General features: G+C 52.8%; 18 protein-coding genes. 13 read left to right on the top strand and 5 right to left on the bottom strand.

The window, feature by feature from the left end:
* The 4 genes from B157_RS36030 to gndA all read left to right on the top strand — a co-directional run.
* A partial coding sequence (locus B157_RS36030) for a transposase (protein ID WP_041952281.1) occupies positions 1-265 on the top strand: 265 nt, incomplete at its 5' end.
* Positions 266-456: 191 nt separating this feature from the next.
* Positions 457-1,713 carry an Hsp70 family protein gene (locus B157_RS0125960; RefSeq protein WP_020606237.1) on the top strand — a complete coding sequence of 419 codons (1,257 nt, stop codon included), beginning with the start codon at positions 457-459 and terminating at the stop codon, positions 1,711-1,713.
* A gap of 133 nt (positions 1,714-1,846) precedes the next feature.
* Complete coding sequence (locus tag B157_RS0125955) at positions 1,847-3,886, top strand: alpha/beta hydrolase domain-containing protein (RefSeq protein ID WP_020606236.1); 2,040 nt, start codon at positions 1,847-1,849, stop codon at positions 3,884-3,886.
* A 309-nt stretch (positions 3,887-4,195) separates the two neighbouring features.
* Positions 4,196-5,641, top strand: coding sequence for an NADP-dependent phosphogluconate dehydrogenase (gene gndA / locus B157_RS0125950; RefSeq protein ID WP_020606235.1), 1,446 nt, complete (start codon positions 4,196-4,198; stop codon positions 5,639-5,641).
* Positions 5,642-5,853: 212 nt separating this feature from the next.
* Here gndA and B157_RS38550 read toward each other — a convergent pair whose 3' ends face one another.
* The gene (locus B157_RS38550) at positions 5,854-6,018 is read right to left on the bottom strand and encodes a hypothetical protein (RefSeq protein WP_020606234.1); all 165 of its coding nucleotides are present in this window, start codon (positions 6,016-6,018) and stop codon (positions 5,854-5,856) included.
* A gap of 197 nt (positions 6,019-6,215) precedes the next feature.
* On the opposite strand from B157_RS38550, the gene B157_RS0125940 reads away from it, so the two are divergent.
* The 4 genes from B157_RS0125940 to B157_RS0125925 all read left to right on the top strand — a co-directional run bounded on the left by B157_RS0125940 (position 6,216) and on the right by B157_RS0125925 (position 11,319).
* The gene (locus tag B157_RS0125940) at positions 6,216-8,687 is read left to right on the top strand and encodes a TonB-dependent receptor (protein ID WP_020606233.1); all 2,472 of its coding nucleotides are present in this window, start codon (positions 6,216-6,218) and stop codon (positions 8,685-8,687) included.
* A gap of 21 nt (positions 8,688-8,708) precedes the next feature.
* Positions 8,709-9,551, top strand: a complete 843-nt coding sequence (locus tag B157_RS0125935; RefSeq protein ID WP_020606232.1) for a DUF4249 domain-containing protein — start codon at positions 8,709-8,711, stop codon at positions 9,549-9,551.
* 193 nt (positions 9,552-9,744) lie between these two features.
* The gene (locus B157_RS36990) at positions 9,745-10,956 is read left to right on the top strand and encodes an OmpA family protein (RefSeq protein ID WP_020606231.1); all 1,212 of its coding nucleotides are present in this window, start codon (positions 9,745-9,747) and stop codon (positions 10,954-10,956) included.
* Positions 10,957-11,016: 60 nt separating this feature from the next.
* Positions 11,017-11,319 (top strand): hypothetical protein, encoded by a 303-nt coding sequence (locus B157_RS0125925; RefSeq protein WP_157618594.1) that lies wholly within the window; start codon positions 11,017-11,019, stop codon positions 11,317-11,319.
* A 184-nt stretch (positions 11,320-11,503) separates the two neighbouring features.
* Here the strand turns inward: B157_RS0125925 and B157_RS0125920 are convergent, their stop codons facing one another.
* On the bottom strand, positions 11,504-12,055 hold the full coding sequence (locus B157_RS0125920; RefSeq protein WP_020606229.1) for a hypothetical protein: 552 nt from the start codon (positions 12,053-12,055) through the stop codon (positions 11,504-11,506).
* Between the two features lie 850 nt (positions 12,056-12,905).
* On the opposite strand from B157_RS0125920, the gene B157_RS0125915 reads away from it, so the two are divergent.
* Positions 12,906-13,742 (top strand): lytic transglycosylase domain-containing protein, encoded by an 837-nt coding sequence (locus B157_RS0125915; RefSeq protein ID WP_020606228.1) that lies wholly within the window; start codon positions 12,906-12,908, stop codon positions 13,740-13,742.
* Positions 13,743-13,810: 68 nt separating this feature from the next.
* Here the strand turns inward: B157_RS0125915 and B157_RS0125910 are convergent, their stop codons facing one another.
* The gene (locus B157_RS0125910; RefSeq protein WP_020606227.1) at positions 13,811-14,662 is read right to left on the bottom strand and encodes a CvfB family protein; all 852 of its coding nucleotides are present in this window, start codon (positions 14,660-14,662) and stop codon (positions 13,811-13,813) included.
* Between the two features lie 322 nt (positions 14,663-14,984).
* On the opposite strand from B157_RS0125910, the gene B157_RS0125905 reads away from it, so the two are divergent.
* The 3 genes from B157_RS0125905 (at position 14,985) to B157_RS0125895 (ending at position 17,670) form a co-directional block, all read left to right on the top strand.
* Positions 14,985-15,722, top strand: a complete 738-nt coding sequence (locus B157_RS0125905; RefSeq protein WP_020606226.1) for an MlaE family ABC transporter permease — start codon at positions 14,985-14,987, stop codon at positions 15,720-15,722.
* 17 nt (positions 15,723-15,739) lie between these two features.
* Positions 15,740-16,507 (top strand): ABC transporter ATP-binding protein, encoded by a 768-nt coding sequence (locus B157_RS0125900; RefSeq protein ID WP_020606225.1) that lies wholly within the window; start codon positions 15,740-15,742, stop codon positions 16,505-16,507.
* Positions 16,508-16,614: 107 nt separating this feature from the next.
* A complete protein-coding gene (locus tag B157_RS0125895; RefSeq protein WP_020606224.1) occupies positions 16,615-17,670 on the top strand; it encodes an MlaD family protein in 1,056 nt (351 codons plus the stop codon).
* Positions 17,671-17,757: 87 nt separating this feature from the next.
* On the opposite strand, the gene B157_RS0125890 is transcribed toward B157_RS0125895, so the two are convergent.
* A complete protein-coding gene (locus tag B157_RS0125890; protein WP_020606223.1) occupies positions 17,758-19,203 on the bottom strand; it encodes a glycoside hydrolase family 125 protein in 1,446 nt (481 codons plus the stop codon).
* Between the two features lie 134 nt (positions 19,204-19,337).
* Between B157_RS0125890 and B157_RS0125885 the strand changes: the two genes are divergently transcribed.
* On the top strand, positions 19,338-19,961 hold the full coding sequence (locus B157_RS0125885) for an HAD family hydrolase (RefSeq protein ID WP_020606222.1): 624 nt from the start codon (positions 19,338-19,340) through the stop codon (positions 19,959-19,961).
* Between the two features lie 262 nt (positions 19,962-20,223).
* On the opposite strand, the gene murI is transcribed toward B157_RS0125885, so the two are convergent.
* Positions 20,224-21,072: a glutamate racemase gene (murI, locus tag B157_RS0125880; RefSeq protein WP_020606221.1), complete on the bottom strand. Its 849-nt coding sequence runs from the start codon at positions 21,070-21,072 to the stop codon at positions 20,224-20,226.
* Positions 21,073-21,079: the final 7 nt, after the last annotated feature.

The raw sequence follows: 21,079 nt of genomic DNA, 5'->3' as shown, positions 1-21,079 counted from the left end.
CTCACTGAACTTGCCCATTCAGTTATTGCCTTTACCGACCTATGCCTCCTGGCTCAATCCGATTGAGCGGTTGTGGAAGTTTCTCAAGAAAGAGGTCATTCATAATCATCGCTGGTCGGCTTGTGCCGATTTGCTCAAGTCCCGTTTAGGCAGCCTGTTGACTGGTTTGGAGGGCGGTTCTGATGAATTGCTTTCCTACTGTGGTCTGTTCAATCCCAAGGGTATCTATGCCCATGCCCTCAAAAGGAACTCGGCGGTTAATTAATTCAAATCAATAATTCGCCCGCTTACGGAAAATGGCGGGTAATCGGCTCCGCAGGCCGACATATCATTGCTTTCGGCGTACATTTACGCCCTTTTTCTCTCAAAATCTGACCGACCCTGCTCTGGTTGCTCGTAGTCTCCTGACACAGCAAAGACCGGATTCAGGACCGATACATGAAGACACCAGTGAGCATGACAACCTTTTCCTGCGGAATTGACTTCGGCACGTCCAATTCAAGTATTGCCCTGGCCAGAAACGAAGCTATCAGCCTGGTTCCGGTAGAGGGAGCGCAGGTGACGATACCAAGTGCCCTTTTTTTCCAACGTGTCGATAACAAGGCATTTTATGGCCGAACGGCCGTCGCGATGTTCTTTAACCGGCAGCCGGGTCGGTTCATGCGGAGTTTGAAACGGGTGCTCGGCACACCCCTAATGAAGCAGGGAACGCTCGTAAACGGGGCATCGATGGGCTTTTCGACCATCATCACCGACTTTCTGAAGCACCTCAAAACAAAGGCCGACCTGGTAGCCGGGCAGGAGATCGAACACGTGGTGATGGGGCGGCCCGTCCACTTCGTCGATAATGACCCCGGGGCCGACACCCGGGCGCAGGCAGAACTGCACGCCATTGCCCAGCGACTCGGGTTTAAACACATCGAGTTTCAGTTTGAACCCATTGCAGCGGCCTTCGCGCACGAAGCCCGGCTGCGCGGAGAGAAGCTGGCGCTGGTAGCCGATCTGGGTGGGGGTACATCTGATTTTACGGTGATCCGGCTCTCGGCTGAATCGAGGCATAAACCAGACCGCTCGTCGGATATTCTGGCCAATACGGGTATTCGGATAGGTGGCAACGATTTCGACAAGGCGCTGAGTCTGGCCACCATCCTGCCCGAACTGGGTTACCGGAGCACCTACGGCCCCAAGAATCTGGAAGTACCCCTGAAACCATACCACGATCTGGCAGAGTGGAGTAAGGTTAACTTTCTGTACACCCCCAAACTCATCATGCAGATCCGGCAACTGCTCCATGAGTCGCACGACAAAAAGCGGTACGCCCGCCTGTTGAGGGTGCTCGAAGACGAAACCGGGCACACGCTGCTGGCGGTTGCCGAAAACGCTAAAATTGCCCTCTCGGCACAGACGATACACTACGCCGGATTCGACTTTATTGAACCCGATTTTTCCATCCCGATTCAGCGAACCCTCTTCGACGAAGCAATCCGGGAGGATGTCACTGCCATCGTTGCGTCAGCGAAGCAGTGCCTTCAGGATGCGGGAATTAGTCGGGAAGCCATCGAACTGGTTATTCTGACGGGGGGCTCCACCGAGGTGCAGGCGATTCAGGCCGCTTTCCGAAGCCTGTTCCCGAAAGCGGCCATCGCCGACGAAAACAAACTCTCCAGCGTTGGTCTTGGTTTGGCCTACGCCAGCCACTACACCTTCGGCTAAAGGCCGTTAGGCCGCCCGGCAGTGCATCCGGGTACGGGCTAACAGCATTGGGGCGCGCGTTAATTCATACCTATTGCGGCTGTATTGAGTAGGTCAGCCGAGGGAATGGTTTCTTACGAAAATAAATCACCCAATGCCTACCCTCACATTCCTTCGCTGCATCCTGCTGGTTACCCTGTTCGTTTTGTCGGGCTGTCTGGCGTGGGCGCGTATCATTCGTATCGAAATCACCAGCCGGGAGTCGCCAACGTTCGGAGGGAAGTCGTTCGGAATGGTGGGCGCGTACGAAAAACTGCGCGGCAGAGCGTATGGCGAACTGGACCCCAATAGTCCACAAAATGCGCTCATCACCGATATTCAACTGGCTCCCCGCAACGCGAAGGGTATGGTGGAATACGCCATGGATATTTATATCCTCAAACCCATCGACCTCACAAAAGGCAATCACAAACTATTTCTGGAAGTGAACAACCGGGGTAGTAAACTGGTCGGTGGACTGAATAAAAGCAGCGGGGGTAACGACCCAACGACAGAAGCCCATGCCGGAGACGGCTTTCTGATGAATCGGGGCTACACGCTGGTCTGGAACGGCTGGGACCCGTCGGCCGCGCCGGTCAATAATAACCTGACCATTAGCGTACCACTGGTCAAAAATCCGGACGGTTCATCCATTACTGGCCCGTCCTACGAGTACATTGTGTATGATAACACCACCACGCTGACTCATCCCCTCGCCTACCCGACCGCTGCGCTGAACAAAGCAACAGCGACGCTCACCGTACGCGACCACCTTGCCGATGCTCCCACGGTCATTCCGGCAGATGGCTGGGAATACGCCGATGACCACACGATTCGTCTGCTGCCCATCGGTACCCCATTTCGGCAAAGTGCCATTTACGAATTCAGCTACACCGCCCGCGACCCAATGGTGGCGGGCATTGGACTGGCCGCTACGCGTGATTTCGTTTCGTTCCTGCGGTATGCCACCGCCGACGACGCCGGAAATCCGAACCCACTGGCGAGTGACATTCAGTTTACGTTCTCTTTTGCCCTATCGCAACCCGCCCGATACCTGAACGATTTCCAGACGCTGGGATTCAACGCTGATGAAAAAGGCAGACGCGTACTCGATGGCATCGAAAACTGGCTGGGTGGCGGTAACGGTATTGGGCTGAACGTTCGGTTTGCCCAACCCGCCCGTACGGAGCGCAACCGGCAAAATCAGTTATACCCGGAAGCCGGTTTCCCCTTCGCCTACCCCGTCCTGACCGACCCGCTTACGGGTAAAACCGCTGGTCGGCTGGCGGCCTGTTCGGCCACGAATACCTGTGCGAAAGTGTTCGAAATTAACTCCGCCAATGAATACTGGGTGAAAGCCGCATCGCTACTTCACACCGATACGCAGGGCAACGACCTCCCCGACCCCGCTACTGTACGGTTCTACCTCGTTTCGGGTGCTCAGCACGGCACGGGGAATGCCACCTCGCGCGGGACCTGCCAGCAGTTCCAGAACCCGACCAATGCCGAACCGCTACTACGGGCACTTTTCGTAGCCCTGGACGATTGGGTTACGAAAGGTACTCCTCCCCCACCGAGTGCAGTACCCCGCCGGGCAGACGGCAACGCCGTTCTGGCTTCACACCAGCCCGGCTCACCCACGGGCATCGTGCCCAGAGAGGCACTGGGCTGGCCTGCCATTCCCGACGTTACCTATACCGGGCTTATCACCACCCGCTACCAGCTTGACTTTGGCCCGTCGACCAGCCAGGGCATGCTGACTACCTTCCCGCCCACCATAACCGGGAGGCCGGTTTACGTTAATTTCGTTTCCAAAGTCGATCAGGATGGCAATGAAGTGGCCGGTATCCGGTTGCCTTCGGTAGCCGTTCCGGTGGCAACGACTACGGGCTGGGCCTTACGGCGGGCGGGCTTTGGCGAGAATGACGGGTGTGAAGGGGCCGGGCAATCCATCCCGTTCAAAAACACAAAAGCCGAACGGCTACAGGTAAACGATCCCCGTTTATCGCTGGAGGAGCGCTACCGCACCCACGATGGATACGTTCGGGCCGTTACGAAAGCAACAGACGAACTACTGAAACAGCGCTTGCTCCTGCCCGCCGATGCACGGCAGTACAAGCAGGAGGCCGAAGCCAGTCCGGTATTAAGTAGGTAGTTACTTGTTGTCAGGTATTGTCATGACTTGTCATTTACTGGTAAGTTTTCGATCGTTATCAGCGTACGATCGATGCCAGATGACAACTCCTGACTACCAAAGACAACGTACGTAAAGTAGGCATGGTGTCGGTTTTAATCGGGCGGAGAAATGCTATACTAAGGACCGGTTAATCCGTTTATAGTAAGTTAATGGCACTGTTTCCTGCCTTCCGCCCGATTTTCCGTAAATTGGCCCCGCGCCCCTGATCAGCCTTTGCCGACAGGGATATGCTTACCTTACACAGACGCTTTAACTTACTCTTCTCCTATGATGAATACCAACTCATCCGCCGACCAGTTTACGTTTGGCATGATTGGCCTGGGAACGATGGGCCGCAATCTCCTGCTCAATATGGCCGACCATGGATTTGCCGTGGCTGGTTACGATAAAGACCCTGAAAAATCGGTCCTGCTGGAAAAGGAAGGAGCCGACAATGTAGTGAAAGGCTTTACGGATATAAAATCCTTTGTCAATAGCCTGCAGCATCCCCGTTCGATTATGATGCTGGTGCCTGCCGGTCCCATCGTTGACAGCGTTATTGCGGAATTGACACCGCTGCTCGACAAAGAGGATATTGTTATTGATGGGGGCAACTCGCATTTTACCGATACGACCCGGCGCGATAAGGAAATGGCCGACAAAGGGTTTCATTTCTTCGGGATGGGTATTTCGGGGGGCGAAGAAGGAGCACGGAAAGGCCCCAGCATGATGCCTGGTGGCGATGAAGATGCCTACCAGTTTGTTGAGCCGATTTTAACTGCCGTAGCCGCCCACGTAAACGGTGACCCCTGCGTAACGTACATTGGACCGGGTGCCGCCGGGCACTTCGTAAAGATGGTCCATAACGGCATTGAATACGCCATCATGCAGTTACTCGCCGAAACCTACGAAGTCATGCGGAAAGGGCTGAAGATGGATAACGAAGCGATGCATGCCGTTTTCAAGAGCTGGAATGAAGGGCGCTTACAGTCGTTTCTGCTGGAGGTAACCACCGATATTTTTGCTTACAAAGAGCCGGGTTCTTCAACCCTGTTGCTGGACGGTATCAAAGACGAAGCCAAATCGAAAGGTACCGGCAAATGGACATCGCAGGTGGCCATGGACCTGGTAACGCCCATTCCGGCCATCGACAGTGCCGTTTCTATGCGTGACTTATCCAAGTACAAAGCCATGCGTGTTGAAGCCGCTTCGCTGTATGCCGATGAACAGGCGGGTCTATCGGTTGATAAGGCCGCTTTTCTGGCGCAGTTGGAACAGGCCTTTTTCTTTTCCATGATTACGACCTATGCGCAGGGCATGCACCTGCTGGCATCGGCATCGACGCAGTTTGCGTACAACCTGAACCTGGCCGATATTTCCCGCATCTGGCGCGGAGGCTGTATTATCCGGTCGGCCTTTTTGGAAACGATGCTCAGTGCCTGGGAGAAGAACCCTGAACTTAAGCACCTGCTGCTCGCTCCGGCCGTACAGGAAACTATTAAGGAAACCCAACCCGGCGTTCGGGCCGTGGTGACTACGGCTATAGCGGCTGGCATTGCCGTACCGACTTACGCTACCTGCCTGAGTTATTTCGACGCGTTCCGGAGTGCCAGTATGCCGTCGAACCTGATTCAGGCGCAACGGGATTACTTCGGTGCCCACACCTTCGAACGGATTGGGCAGGAAGGCGTTTTCCATGCCGATTGGCAGGGCGAAGCATCGGTTCAGCCGTAGTCGATTCAGAATACATCATTGAGAAGCCGTGCTCTTTCAACAAGGGCACGGCTTTTTCCATGCGATTTCTTCTATCATTCCGCGTCCCGGTCGAAATGACCAAAAAGCGATTCGGTTTTAACTAACTCCGTATTCACGTTAAAATAGGTTCAGGAATAGAAATTCATACCCCGCCCGGGCTATGGCCTACACAACAGCCGGTTTCATACGTGTTATGACCGGCTATTTTTCTGAACGACAAGGCCTGATGCACTCCCCCAGCCAGCCGTGCCTTGTAGCCAGTCTCCATCCATCGCCGTCAAACCTGTCAGCACATAGTCTATACCATCCTGAAAGCAACCATTTTTTGCAGAAGCCGTAACAAAGTTGTCGGTCATAATCGCTCCACTGAATACCAGATGTAAAACCCAAAAGGAAAGAGGGTTTAAGCAGCAGGGAGCCGTCTTTTATCCGGTGGTGAAAGCCAGCAGACTTTAACAGCATTTTAAGAATGATTAGCAACGCATTGCGTAGTATTGGCGTATTCCTCTCTCAGAGGTACCCCTCCCCATTCATTTACCTGCCGTAAGTCATTATGAACCTACCCTTTACTGTCTTTTTCTACTTACTGCTTGCATTTTCTACGTCCGGGCTGGCTCAGGAATTACCACCCATGCGGACGCAGAACATCAGGCCCGGCCGGTTCGATTTCACCGTAAGCGGACGCATATTCGACACCAAAACGGGCGAAAGCCTGCCCTACGCCTACGTCCGGCTGGCCACCACCCGAAAACTAATCCATACAAACGTGGACGGGTATTTTACCCTGCTCCGGGTACCAACGGATACGTCCACCCTGGTGATTAGTTATTTAGGCTACCACGACCTCCGGTTACAGCTGCACCCCGACGAGTCGGTGCGTAACCTCAGGATCGAACTGGAACCCTCAGTCGTTGACCTGACGGCGGTGACAGTGGCCGCTCAGAAAGCCGAGGTCATGAAAATACCGACCGACGAAGTAGGCCTGATTCAACTGACACCCCGCAACCTGACCAGATTGCCCAACATTGGCGAGCGCGACGTGTTTCGCGCCCTGCAACTGATGCCCGGCGTGAGCGCAGCCAACGAATCGTCGTCGGGTTTGTACGTGCGGGGTGGTACCCCCGACCAGACGCTGGTGCTGTACGATGGCTTTACAGTTTATAACGTCGACCACCTCTACGGCTTTTTTAGTGCCTTCAATTACAACGCTCTGAAAAGTGTGCAGCTCTACAAGGGCGGTTTCGACGCCAAATACGGAGGTCGTTTGTCGGGCGTGGTCGAACTGACCGGTAAAGAAGGGAACCGCAACCGATTCAATGTCGGGGGTGATGCCAGTTTTCTGAGCGTCAACGCGTTTACTGAAGGCCCTATTGGCAATAAAGTGACGTTTATGGTAGCCGGTCGACGGTCGTTTAAGGGACCGTTATACCAGAAATTGTTCGATCAGTTTCAAACTGCCACCACCACGCAGCAGGTACCTGCCCGCGTTCGGCGAAACGGCAATCAGTTGCAGACCAGTCAGCAGGTAGCGTCCTATTTCTACGACCTTAACGGCCGGGTCACGTTTCGACCTACCGAACGCGACCAGGTGACGCTCAGTGTCTATAATGGACAGGATCATCTGGATAATTCGCAGTCGATTACCCTGCCTGCTTTTGGTCGGCAGGGGCAGGCCGCAGCGGCCACCGGCACCACCAACAACAGCCTGAGCAACACCGATTTATCGAACTGGGGAAATACGGGCAGCAGCCTGAAATGGTCCCGCCGGTGGAGTGATCGGTTGTATATCAATACCTTAGCCAGCTACTCCAACTACTTCAGTGAACGCGATTTGTCGAATACTACCTCTATCCGGCGGGCCGCCACGAGTGCGAATCAGACGGTTAAATTTGGTACGTTCGAGCAGAATAACCTAACCGATCTTACCGCCAAAAGTGACCTTGAATTCAAAGCCTCCGAGCATCATTTTTTCGGGGTGGGCGTTCAGGTAACGCAGAACACCATTGACTACACCTACAGCTCGAACGATACGGTTACCCTGCTTCAGAAACACGACCGGGGCACCTTTGCAGCCGCCTATGTACAGGACCAGATTCGGCTGCTGGACAACCGGCTGACCCTGAAACCCGGTCTGCGGGCCACGTATTACAACGTGACGGGGAAACTCTACTCCGAACCCCGCCTGTCGGCGACGTACCAGGTTACGGATCGGTTCAGGTTGAAAGGGGCCATCGGGCAGTATTACCAGTTTGCCAAGCAGGTGACGCGGGAAGATATTTCGCAGGGCAACCGCAATTTCTGGCTGCTGGCCAACAACGATTACCTGCCCGTGGGGTCGGCGGTGCATTTTCTTGGGGGAGCGAGTTACGAAACAGCTGGATACCTGTTCGATGTAGAAGCCTACGCCAAAAACCTGACTGGCGTTACGGAATATACCCTGCGCTTTGCCTCGCAGATTGGCCGGGGTCTGCTCCCCACCGAAACGTTCTATACCGGCACCGGCACCGTGCGGGGCATTGATTTTCTGGTGCAGAAAAAACTGGGTGATTATACCGGCTGGGTGGGCTATACCTACGCGGTGACGCTCAACAACATAGCCGCCTACTCCGACAAACCCTACTACGCCAATCAGGACGTTCGGCACGAATTCAAGTCGATCAACAACTACCACTGGAAACGGTTCGACTTCGCCCTGACCTTCATTTATGCATCCGGTCGGCCTTACACCTCCATTGTGGGCGAGTATTCGGTTACGCTGCTGGACGGATCGAGTCGGACGTTTACGAATCCATCGGCCAAAAATGCCAATCGGTTTCCGGCTTATAACCGCCTGGATGCATCGGTCACCTATACCCACAAGTACGGCAGCATCGGCCTTTCGTGCTTCAATCTTTACAACCGGGAGAACGTCTGGTACAAAAAATTCACCTCGGTCAGCGACGGGCAAACCAGTCAACTGGTCGTTTCGGACATTACATATCTTGGTATCACTCCCAACCTGACGCTGTCGTTCCGGCTTCGGTAGGCTTCCCTCCTTTTCACGATCATGCTACATAGTTCTCCTTTTTTTCTGTTTATTTTTTCGCTCGCAGCAATCAGTGCCTGTACGCCCGACGTTCAGGATACCCTGTCACCCGATGTGCAGCCCGTGGTGCAGGCGTACCTGACTCCCGGTCAGCCCATTTCGGTGCAGGTAACGAAGCAAATTCCTTTCGTGGCCGATACCACCGGGCAGGGTGAGCCTATCAACGGGCTAACGCTATCCATCAGTACGGCGGGCAAAGCCTATACCCTACGGGCAATGGGCAACGGAACCTACGTGGCAAGCCCCGATCTGGTAGTAAGAACCGGGCCAACCTACCAACTGGATTTCGACTATTCGGGCAGGCACGTATCGGGTAGTACGGTTATACCCACCCACCCCGTTAGTTTTTCGGCGGATCAAACCGTGGTGTACCGAACGGCCATTACCCTTGGAGGGGGCGTGGGTGGTTTTGCCGGAGCGGGGGCACAGGCGGCTACACCCGTTCGGCTAACCTGGCTCAACCCCATCGGTGATTACTACTTTGTGGTTGTCGATAACATCGAAGCTAATCCGGTAGAGATTATCACCCGTCCAAACGGCAGCAATACGCAGGCTGCCAATCGTCGCTTTCGTAGTCAGCCGGTGCAGAGTGATTTCACGACCATTCAGGCGCAGAGTTTTCAGTACTTCGGGCGGCACCGGGTGGTATTATTTCACCTCAATCCCGATTATGCGGCCCTGTACAAACAGAACAGCACCTCTACCCAAAACATCAGCACTCCGCCCACCACACTCACCAATGGCCTTGGCCTGTTTACGGGCATCAATACCGATACGTTGTACGTAAATGTAAAGCAGCAATAGATGAGGAAGGGGCATAAACGGTGAATTCAGGCGTATGTACAGCATACATTCCCCATTTATTTACCCCCGCAAGGAAGTTGATTTTACCTTCACCCTGCTCTACAGCCACCCACATTAATTTGATTATTTTTATAATTTCTTTAAACATACCGGACAGAGGACAGTTTTTTTACTAGTACTCAATCTGTTCGTTATGACAAATACGCTCCTAAATCATATACAATCCGTTTTTACGCCTTCCGCTGCCAATGGTCTGGCGGGTACCCTGAACGAAACAACGGTAGCCACCCAAAAAGCCCTCGACGGACTGTTACCAACCATAACGGCTGGCATCCTGAATAAAGCCCAGACCGATGAAGGTGTTTCCTCGCTGTATAACCTGTTCAAAAGCACACCTTTTGGTACTGACCCGTCCATTGAGGAACTGGTTGAAACAAACAGCCACCGGCAAAAAGCCGCCGAATCGGGAAACGACCTGCTGAAACAGCTGTACGGAAATCGCGTTCATGAGGTTTCAGAAGTGACCGCTCAATACAGCGGTGTTAGCTTAGGTTCAGCCATTACCCTGACGGGCCTGGTTGCGTCGGTACTGATGGGTTATCTGTACCGACAGGTAGCCGCTGCTAACCTGACCGAAGCGCAGTTGGCAATCCTGCTCCGTGGCGAAGTAAACGACACCCGTCTGGCCGTGCCGGCAGCTATGGCCGGGCCGCTGGGTTGGTTTATTGGTTTAGTTACTGTTCGGGAAGTACCCGCAGCCGTGCTCGCCAACGATGACAAAGGCGGTGCAGCCTGGTTGCCCTGGCTGTTGCTGGCCTTAGGCCTGATAGCTCTGTTCTGGTTTCTGACCAAAAGCTGCAGCAGCGATACGAGCACTACAGCCGTTGTGCCGGTGGTTGTCGATTCCGTTGCCGTCGTACCCTACACTGCCGAAAGAAACGATACACTACCCAAGGTGCGGGTCGCCGTTGATGTGCCGGGTGGACGCAAACTGTTACTGGCCGATAGTTCATTCAACTACGAACTGGCGCAGTATCTGGCAACGGAAGGCAGCGAACCGAACCGGGTTTTCTTCTTCGATGACCTGACTTTCCCGCTCAATACCGACCGCCTTGACGAGTCGTCCCGTGAGGAAATAAACAACCTTGTCGAGATTATGAACGCCTATCCCAGGATGAAAATCCGCGTTGTGGGGCATACCGACAGTCAGGGGCCTTCCTCCATTAATCAACCTCTTTCCGAAGCGCGGGCAGAAGCCGTAAAAACGGCTCTGGTAAACAGCGGTGTTGACGCGAGTCGCATTACAACGCGGCATCAGGGAGAAACCGAACCCATTGCCACCAATGAAACAGCAGCCGGTCGACGGAAGAACCGGCGTATCGACATTATAGTAACAGAGCTGTAAAAGTCCCCTGGTGTCAACTCTCCAGTTCAGTAAATCGGGGCGTTGACACCAGGGGATCTTTTGGATAATCATTCAGAATTGCAACAGGCTGTTGACCAGTTCTTCAGTCACGGTTTCGACCATAATGCGATTGCCATCTCAACTCAGAAGGGGCAGTTTTCCAACCGGGATGCAAAGGCAGGCCATTCGGATGATAGATTCGGTAACGAACAGTTTGGTGTTATGACCAGCCTGACCCAAAAACCCAGTACATCAAGGAGGGCTGTTTTTCTGAGCGATAGGGAACCTACCGGAGTTCCGGTTACGTCCAAAACAGCGTGTATTGTTGACGAGATCATCGTAAGCAGAAAAACAGGTGTGTAGGAGGAGGTAATCAGGGATACCAGAGGTCGATGTCGATCAACTTAACGCCACTGACCGCACTGGCCTGGATCCTGATAACACGCCCGACCAAATAACCGATGCTGGTTTTGCATCACGATCAAAACAAAAAAGGGAACAGCTTCGCGAAGCTGTTCCCTTTTTTGTTTTGATCGACTATATGGATTTAGTGAAATCCGTTTTGCCGCAGGAAGTTTGCATCGTCCTGGTTTCTGGGATACACACCCATAACGATAGCTCCATTCTTGAGGGCCGTTTCATATTCTTTGGCCCGATCTTCCGGAATACCTGAACCAACTAAGGCGCCAATGATGCCGCCGGTTAAACCACCAGCACCGGCACCGGCAAAGGCAGCCGCCAGCGGTCCCGCTACAACTAAGCCTAAACCGGGCAAAATCAGGTTTGTACCAATAGTGGCAATAGCGGCTACTACCGCCCCAATAGTGCCTCCTATTGCCGAGCCAACCCCAGCCTTCTCCATAGCCTTGTTGCCCAGATCCGTATCGTTATCGTCGTCATCATCATGGCGATCGGCAAAATGGCTATCGCGGGTTTCGTTTGTCATCAGCAGATTCACGTCCTTGTCAGAGTAGCCCCGACCGCGTAACATATCGTAAGCTTCTTCAGCACGGTCACGATCGTTGAACATGGCTGTCATCATCTGGTCACTGTAACGGGTTGTTGTAGTGCCCACAGTTTCGTTTGTGTACGTAGTCATACTAGTTGAGTTAAGAATAGTTAAATTAAGCGTTAAATAAATTGCATCTAAATTCATAGAGTACATATAGTAAACAGCTCTAGCTGGTCAATGTTTGGCAAAATCAGCTCTTTTTTTTATAAAATCAATTGCCTGACGGACGCTTCTGACTAAACAATCGCTTAGCCAAAGAAGCCACCAAACGGAAGATACTGGTCGACTTCCAGGGGTGTTCTACGCTCGAAGGCTGGGGTGTACCCGCACAAACCATTAACTGTTATGTACGCACATATTATTCAGGTTCACCTCATTCCCGGCTAGGCTACCGATTACTTTCGTGATTCAGTCGGACCTGCACTCAAGCAGCAGCCTGGTTTTGCCAACAGTTGCGCACTATTCAATGAAGAGATGAACAAATGCCTGCTGGTCATACTCTGGGAAACCGCCGAAGCGCGGACGGCATCAGAAACGAATGGGTTCCTTCAGAGAGTCATGACGAGCGTAAACAATTTTTTGCCAGTCCACCAGCTATTGATTATTACGAGGTAAAGGTTCAGGTTGTTTAACGAACTGGCTTCTTTGAGCGGAAAACAGTCCGCTGTTTTTCCCAGTTTAAGACACCACACTCTTTAGAGAATGTGGTGTTTTTTATTCGCGGTTAAGCACCGGATTTCGGGACGACATACTCTCCATTGTCTATTTTATTGATACGCTCTTCCGGTCGTACAACTCAATCGGCACATTGTCCAACTCTCTGTTAAAATAGGATAATCATTTCATCATCAGTAAACTATTCTGTCCCCGACGTACGTTAACCAACATTACCATCCTGAAATTAGATTTGTTTAATCGAGTTCAATTCCCCTTACTGATGGCCATCGTTCGTCCGGCGGTCACGGTTGCGGCCAAGCTAATTGCTCCTGCGGTGGGGTCATCCGCGGTTCCCCAGTCTTCATTTTCCAACGCCCATGCAGTAACCCGGTCCGATGCGACCGCTCTGTTCAACAGCCGGTCCGGCGACCGGGGTCTGCTCAAGCCGGTAGTCACCAATTCGCCCGAATTGCCCCTGCTGGATGTTAATTTTTGTGGTGAGTGTCTGCCCTTCGGGCAAACCGACGTGGTGAGCCGCTGGAAACATGTCTTCACGCTTTTCCGGAGTAGTACCGGCGACCTGAGCAAACTACGGGCGCGGGCCGATAAATTCTTCCCGATTATCGAGCCGATCATGGAGAAGTATAATATTCCCGACGATTTCCGCTATATCCCGATGGCCGAGAGTGACCTGCGCCCCCGGGCCGTATCCAGAGCGGGTGCCGCCGGGTACTGGCAGTTGATGCCGGGCACCGCCCGCGGGCTTGGTCTAAAAGTAGGGGGTCGGAACGATGAACGCTTCGATGCCCGGAAATCGACCGAAGCCGCCTGCAAACACCTGCGTGATTTGTACAAACAGTTTGGGTCCTGGTCTTTAGTGGCTGCGGCTTACAACGCCGGTTCGGGCTACGTAAAAAACCAGCTTCGGCACCGGAAAGACAGTGATTACTACAGCATGAAACTCCCGCGCGAAACCCGCTATTACCTGTTTCGGGTGCTGGTGTACAAGGAAGTAATGTCGCGTCAGGACGATTATGCCTCGTTCCTGTGGCCGGATTCCGGACTAAAGACAGCGTACGTCCATCTGCCGGGTATGGGATTAGGATATTCTGGTTGATACGTTGAAATGTCCTCTTTGTCATGACGTGACAAAGAGGACATTTCATTAACACATACAAGGCTTTATCAAACCAGACGGATACCTGTATCTTCAATCAGAATCTTCCGCTCTCGATACAGGGTACCGATGGCCTTTTTGAACGTTTTCTTGCTCATTTCGAGCGATGCATAAATCGCTTCGGGGGGGCTGTTGTCGTTCAGGGGCAGGAAACCGTTTTCGGCTCTGAGCGTGGCCAGAATGCGCTGGGCGTTCGGTTCTACGTTCTCGAAACCAACTTTTTGCAGGCTAATATCCACCAGTTTGTCATCCCGAACTTGCTTGACGTAGCCAATAAGTGGATCGCCGGGCCGAACGGTACGGAAGATTTCGTTACCGTACACCAGCCCTTTATGACGGTTATTGATAATGACATTCACGCCCAAATCGGTGATTTCGTAGGCCAGTAGCTGCACCTCTTCACCCGCCTGCAGGTAACTCACGTCGGGGTCCAGAAAACGGCTCAGCTTGCTCGATGCCACAAGCCGGTTTGTGACCGTATCGAGGTACATGAACACCACGTACCACTGGCCGGTTTCCATGGGCCGGGCCTGTTCGCGGTGGGGCACTAGCAGGTCTTTTTCCAGCCCCCAGTCCAGAAAAGCCCCGGCACTGCTGACCGCCACCACCTGCAGGGCGGCAAACTCGTTGCGATGAATAGCCGGGGTCAGCGTAGTGGCAATGGGTCGGTCTTCGGAATCAGTATACACAAACACGTCAATGTCGTCATCAACGGAAAGCGTGTCGGGAACGTATTTATTGGGCAGCAGGATATCGTTGTTAAAGTCCTGGCTTTTCCGGTCCGACAAATCGCCAAGAAAAAACCCGACGCTGGTCTGGCGCAGGGCCGTTAAGGTGTTTATTCGTCCAATGTCAATCATAAGTAAAGGCTTACTGGCTCTTTGTCGAACAAAGGTCGTTTTTTTATGTTGATGTAACGCTGTCCGTTATTCGATTGGTAGGGTATTGGTTTACGGCGCTGGTCAACTATTTCTTGGGTTCTAACCGTTTCGCCAATACATTGACAGGGACTGTTTAGTAACTTGCCGGTAAAATAAACCCTAACCCGTTAATCTGGTTATTAATCAAAAGCCGCCGGGCCTGTCCGACGGTTCGCCTTTTTTTAGTCTTTAAATGCCGTCAGACACGACTAAATCTACTTCTTCACCATCGGGCAGGGCCACGCCTGGTCGGTTCGAGCGAATGTTTCTGGCGCTGGCCGATGTGTTCGCTTTTATCAGTCGTTTCTTTCGGGAGCTTTTTCTCCCCCCGTACGAATTCAAGGAAATTATCCGGCAGTGTTACGAAGTGGGTTTCCGGTCGTTGCTACTGATTTCTACGACGGGCTTCATTACGGGTATGGTATTCACCAACCAGTCGAGGCCCTCTTTGTCCGAATTCGGGGCTACTTCCTGGCTTCCGTCACTGATTTCGATTGCCATTGTGCGGGCACTGGGGCCACTGGTAACCGCCCTGATTGCGGCTGGGAAAGTGGGGTCGAGTATTGGGGCCGAAATAGGATCCATGAATGTAACCGAGCAGATCGACGCCATGGAAGTGTCGGGCACTAATCCGTTCAAATTTCTGGTCGTTAGTCGGGTACTGGCCACGTCCATTACGGTTCCGATTCTGACGATGTACACCATCTTTGTGGCCCTGATTGGGGCTTTTCTGAATGTTAGCATGAACGAGCAGACGAGTTTTACTTCCTATATCCAGGAAGTATTCGGCGCTATTTCGTACGTCGATATTTTCGCATCGTTGCTCAAATCCATTGTGTTTGGTTTCACCATCGGCATTGTTGGCTGTTATAAAGGATATAACTCATCGAAAGGCACAGAGGGTGTTGGGAAAGCAGCCAACGCGGCAGTGGTAACGTCCATGTTTTTAGTATTCATTGAAGAGATGTTATCGCTACAGATTGTACAGTCATTCCGGTGAGCAGAACGAATTCAGCTATGAGTAAAACCAGTAAAACCGGCGAGGAGTCTGTTATCTCCATTCGTAACCTGCGCAAATCGTTTGGTGATTTGCACGTGCTTCAGGGTATCGACCTGGAAGTAAAGCAGGGCGAAAACGTAGCCGTGCTGGGTCGGTCGGGAACGGGAAAATCGGTCCTGATAAAAATCGTCGTCGGCCTGCTCAAACCCGATTCGGGCAGCGTTATTGTTCTGGGTCAGGATGTGGAGCGGCTCACCGCCAAGGAAATGGACGCTTTCCGACAAAAGGTAGGCTTCTCGTTTCAAAGCAGTGCACTGTATGACAGCATGAGCATTCGGGAAAATCTGGAGTTCCCGCTGGTACGAAACATTCGGAACTTGAGCCGGGCCGACATCAATAAGGCCGTTGAAAAAGCCCTGGATGATGTGGGCCTGTCGCAAACCATCAATCAGATGCCGTCGGAACTATCCGGTGGGCAGCGTAAACGTATAGGTATTGCCCGCACCCTGATTCTGAATCCCGAAATTATGCTGTACGATGAGCCAACCTCCGGGCTTGACCCCATTACGAGCATTGAAATCAATAACCTGATCAACGAAGTACGGGAGCGCATCAACGCAACCTCCATTATCATTACCCATGACCTGACTTGTGCCAAAACCACCGGCGACCGGGTAGCCATGCTGCTGGACGGCAAATTTGAACGTATAGGGCCTTTTGATGAAGTATTCGCCGACCCCGATGAACGGGTGAGGCAGTTTTATAATTACAATTTTATTAACTGAACTAGTTTGTCGTTTGTGGTTTAGTGTTTGTTGTCCCTCCGTTGGCAGGTCTGACGGGACGATAAATGAAAACATCAAACTACAAACGACAAACCACAAACTAGCATATGAGTACAGATTCAACTAAGCGTAATGTCACGGTCGGTGTTTTCGTGCTGTTAGGTATTATCATTTTTGTTGCCGGCATATTTGTGCTGGGGGGGCAGCAGAAACGCTTTACCAAGAGTATCAAGATAATAGCGGTTTTTAGCGACGTAGGCGGCCTCAAGGCAGGGAACAACGTCTGGTTTTCGGGAGTCAAGATCGGCACCGTCAAGCGCATCAGTTTTTATGGTGCCGCGCAGGTGGAAGTAGACATGAACATCGAGCAGAGTTCGCAACAGTTTATCCGCAAAGATGCCAATGCCACCATCAGCAGCGATGGCTTGATTGGCAACAAGATCGTGGTTATTACGGGCGGAACAACCAGCCATCCCGAAGTAGAAGACGGCGACCGGCTGAAAACGGTAGCGGCCCTTAGTTCGGACCAGATTCTGGAAACCCTTCAGGAAAACAACAATAACCTGCTGCGGGTCACCAAAGACTTTAAAGAACTGGTGGGTAATCTCCGTAAAGGGAAGGGCACCGTGGGGGCAGTACTGACCGATTCTGTCGTAGCCGATAATTTCAAGCGGGCCATGAGAAACCTGGAAAGGGCCTCCGATAATACGGTTAACCTGACGGGTTCGGTATCGAAATTTGCGTCCAGACTTAACACGCCCGGTAGTCTGGCGAATCAGCTGGTGACCGACACGACCGTGTTTCGGAGCTTGAAGCGGTCGGCCACCCGGTTTGAATCCGCCATGACCTCGGCCGACCAGAGTATCAACACCCTGAGCCGGACAGCCGAAAACGTGAACAGGGCATCCGAAAAACTGAACAACACGAACAGCCCACTGGGCGTGCTGCTCACCGATAAGGAAACAGCCCAGAGCCTTAAGTCTACGCTTAAAAACCTGAATACCAGCACTGTATTACTAAATGAAGATTTAAAAGCGGCCCAGAACAACTTCCTGCTGCGGGGATTCTTCAAAAAGAAGGCAAAAGCCGAAGAAAAACAAAGAGCCGACAGTCTGAAAGCGGTACAGCAGCAAATGGCCGATAGTACGGCCAACAAACCCTGATTTGGCACGCAAAGTAGAATACGGGTTAATGGTTACTGAATAAAGTAAATCGCCCCGGCTATGCACTAGCCGGGGCGATTTACTTTATTAAAGCACCTGACTCAGGATGTCGGGATGTTCGGCCGCTACTTTCAGCACCATCTCGCCGAATAGCGTGTTGGCCCAGGCAAACCATTTCCGGGTAAATTTCGTCGGGTCATCTTTGTCGAAGGATTCGTGCATGAAGCCAGTGCCCGCGTGGGTCCGCTTCAGCATCTGTAACTGCTGTTTTATTTCGGCGGGGTCGGTGGAGGTAAGTGCCCGCATTGTTACGCCGATGGGCCAGATGTTGTTAATCAGCGTGTGCGGACTGCCAATGCCTTCGCCCGCTTTGCCCCGGAAGAAATACGGGTTATCTTCACTCAGCACAAACCGGCGCGTGTTTTTATAAATCGGGTCGGTGGTTGAAACAGCCCCCAGGTACGGGAGCGAAAGCAGATTGGGCACGTTGGCATCGTCCTGCAACAGGCGATTGCCGTACCCGTCCACCTCCAGCGCATACATCTTGCCGTATTTCGGGTGGTCGTATACCGCGTATTTTTTCAGAGCGGCTTCTACCTCGTCGGCCAGTGCCCGGCACTCCTTACTAAACATAGCATCGGGCGTGGACTCGCCCCGCCGGATGCTATCGGTCATATCGGCCAGTTGCCGTAGCGATACTACCGCAAACCAGTTGGACGGTACGTAGAAGGGGAAAATCGTGGCATCGTCCGATGGGCGAAAAATGCTGTGAATCATTCCAACTGGCCGCGTCAGGTTACCGTATCCATCACCCGGCACAGTGTCCGTCGACCAGAAGGTATCGCGGCCAAATTTGTAGGGGCCACGGTCGTTTTTGCGTTGTTGCACCCGCATGGTCTGCACCGCCAGTTGCATGGTTTTTGCCCAGTTCTCGTCAAACGGACTTGTATCGCCGGTGCGCTTCCAGTAGCCATGCGCCAGCCGGATAGGGTAACACAACGAATCGAGTTCCCATTTGCGCTCGTGCAGACCGGGCTTCATATCGGTCCGGTCTTTTTTCCACTCGCCCTCCTGCTTAGGATCGGCGTAAAAAGCGTTGGCATAGGGATCGCGCCGGATGCACTGCGTTTGCCGACGAATCAGCCCGGCCACCAGCTTTTGAAGGGTAGCATCAGTTTTGATGAGCGATAAATAGGGCCACACCTGCGCCGTGCTGTCGCGGAGCCACATGGCGTCGATATCGCCGGTGATAACGAATGAATCCGGCTTCCCGTCAATGACCGAATAGGTAACGGTTGTGTCAATGGTGTTGGGAAAGCAGTTTTCAAAGAGCCAGGCCAGTTCAGGGTCGCGAATCGTTTTTCGCATCCGCCCGATGGCCTGCTCCACGGCTTCACTGGTGAAATTGCGTTTGGCGGGCGCTTCCCGCACCACCGGGAACGTGGGTTCACCAGCCTGCACCTGCCTCAACCCACCCACTAAAACACCGACTCCCATACCGGCTGACTGCTGAACAAAACGACGACGATTCATGACTATCTCTGCTGTAAAAAACGTTTGGCCTGTAAACTAACGACCGTAAGCCGCCATTTGCAACGCACGGGCAACTTTTGCTACGACACGAAAAATTCATGCGCCCATCTCAGCCGAAACTGTTTACTTGCAGTATGACAACGCAACAACCCATTCGCGCGCTCTTTTTAGACATCGGGGGCGTGTTACTCACCAACGGCTGGGACCGCAACGCCCGCCGACGGGCCGCTCAGAAATTTGATTTGGATTATGAACAACTCAACGAGCGGCACCACCTGACCTTTGACACCTACGAATCGGGCAAACTAAGTCTGGACGAGTACCTGAGCCGCATCGTTTTTTACCAGCCCCGTGCCTACACCCGGGCCGAATTCACGCAATTTATCATGGACCAGTCGGAGCCTTTTACCGATATGATCGATCTGGTTTGCCAACTCAAAGCACAGCATAACCTGAAGCTGATGGCGGTGAATAACGAAGGGCGGGAAATAAACGAGTACCGGATCAGACACTTTGGGCTGGGTACCTTCATCGATGCCTTCGTATCGTCCTGCTACGCTCATTTTCGCAAACCCGACACCGATATTTTTCAGCTTGCCCTCGACATCGCCCAACTCGACCCCGCACAGGTGCTTTACATCGACGACCGGCTGATGTTTACGGAAGTAGCCGGTACGCTGGGCATGCAGTGCATCCATCATCTCGACTATGCAACAACACGGCAACAACTGGCTAATGCCGGACTAGTGCTTGGGTAAAAAATTGGGGCAATTCCGTCCATTACGTGCGTTCGTTCCGTAAGCGGGCGAATTATTGATTTGAATTAATTAACCGCCGAACCAACAATCGCTTTTTCGCCCATGCTGACCACCCCCAACCCCCTCCTAAAACAGGAGGGGGCTACGCTGAAGGGTCCCCTTTTTCAAGTCCCCTCCTGTTTTAGGAGGGGGTTGGGGGTGGTCGCAATCCGGCGGTTATTTGCGTCAAATCAATAAGCCGCCTGCTTATGGAAAGGTCTGACTACAAAGCCAGATGCTCCGAACGAACGGACTCGCCATAGAAAACTGTGGCCTGCCGGTCGAAATCCTCCGTTGAGTCCGTGGTCAGGAAGGTACGCCGACCATGCTGACTGATTTGCTGTTCCAGTTCGGGGTGGCGGATCAGGTAGTCGGCCAGGCTATAGGCCACAATGCTACCCTGCGTCAGAATCGTAGTATTGTCAGGACCATCCAGTCCGGGTACATACTGCCGGATTTTATCCAGCAGTAACGGGTAGTGCGTACAGGCCAGCAGGATGGTATCAATGTCCGGCGATTGGGCTACCAGCCGGTCAATATGTTGCTGCACAAAATAATCGGCTCCGGCACTGGCATACTCGCCATTTTCGACCAGCGGTACCCACATCGGGCAGGCTTCCTGAAACACCTGTAACCCCGGAAAGAATTTCTCAATCTCTACCCGATACGACTCCGAGGTTACGGTTCCCCGCGTAGCCAGAATCCCGACCTGGCCAGTTTTCGAGTAGGTACCAATCACTTCCGTTGTGGGTCGAATCACGCCCAACACCCGCCGGTCCGGACCATCCAGTCCGGGATACATGGTCGGCAAATCCAGCTGCTGAATGTTGCGCAGGGCTTTGGCCGATGCCGTATTGCAGGCCAGTATCACCAGCCGACAGCCTCGGTCGAACAGATGACGAACACATTCGAGGGTGTACTGGTACACCGTATCGAAGGAGCGGGTTCCGTAGGGCGTACGGGCATTATCGCCGAGGTATAGGTAATCGTATTGAGGGAGTGTATGAACAATCTCCCGCAACACGGTCAGGCCACCGTAGCCAGAGTCAAATACACCAATAGGTTGATTCATAGCAAGA

The sequence above is a fragment of the Spirosoma spitsbergense DSM 19989 genome (assembly GCF_000374085.1).
Lineage (GTDB): Bacteria > Bacteroidota > Bacteroidia > Cytophagales > Spirosomataceae > Spirosoma > Spirosoma spitsbergense.
Note: the sequence above shows the minus strand (reverse complement) of the source record. Positions and strands in the feature narration are given on the sequence as shown.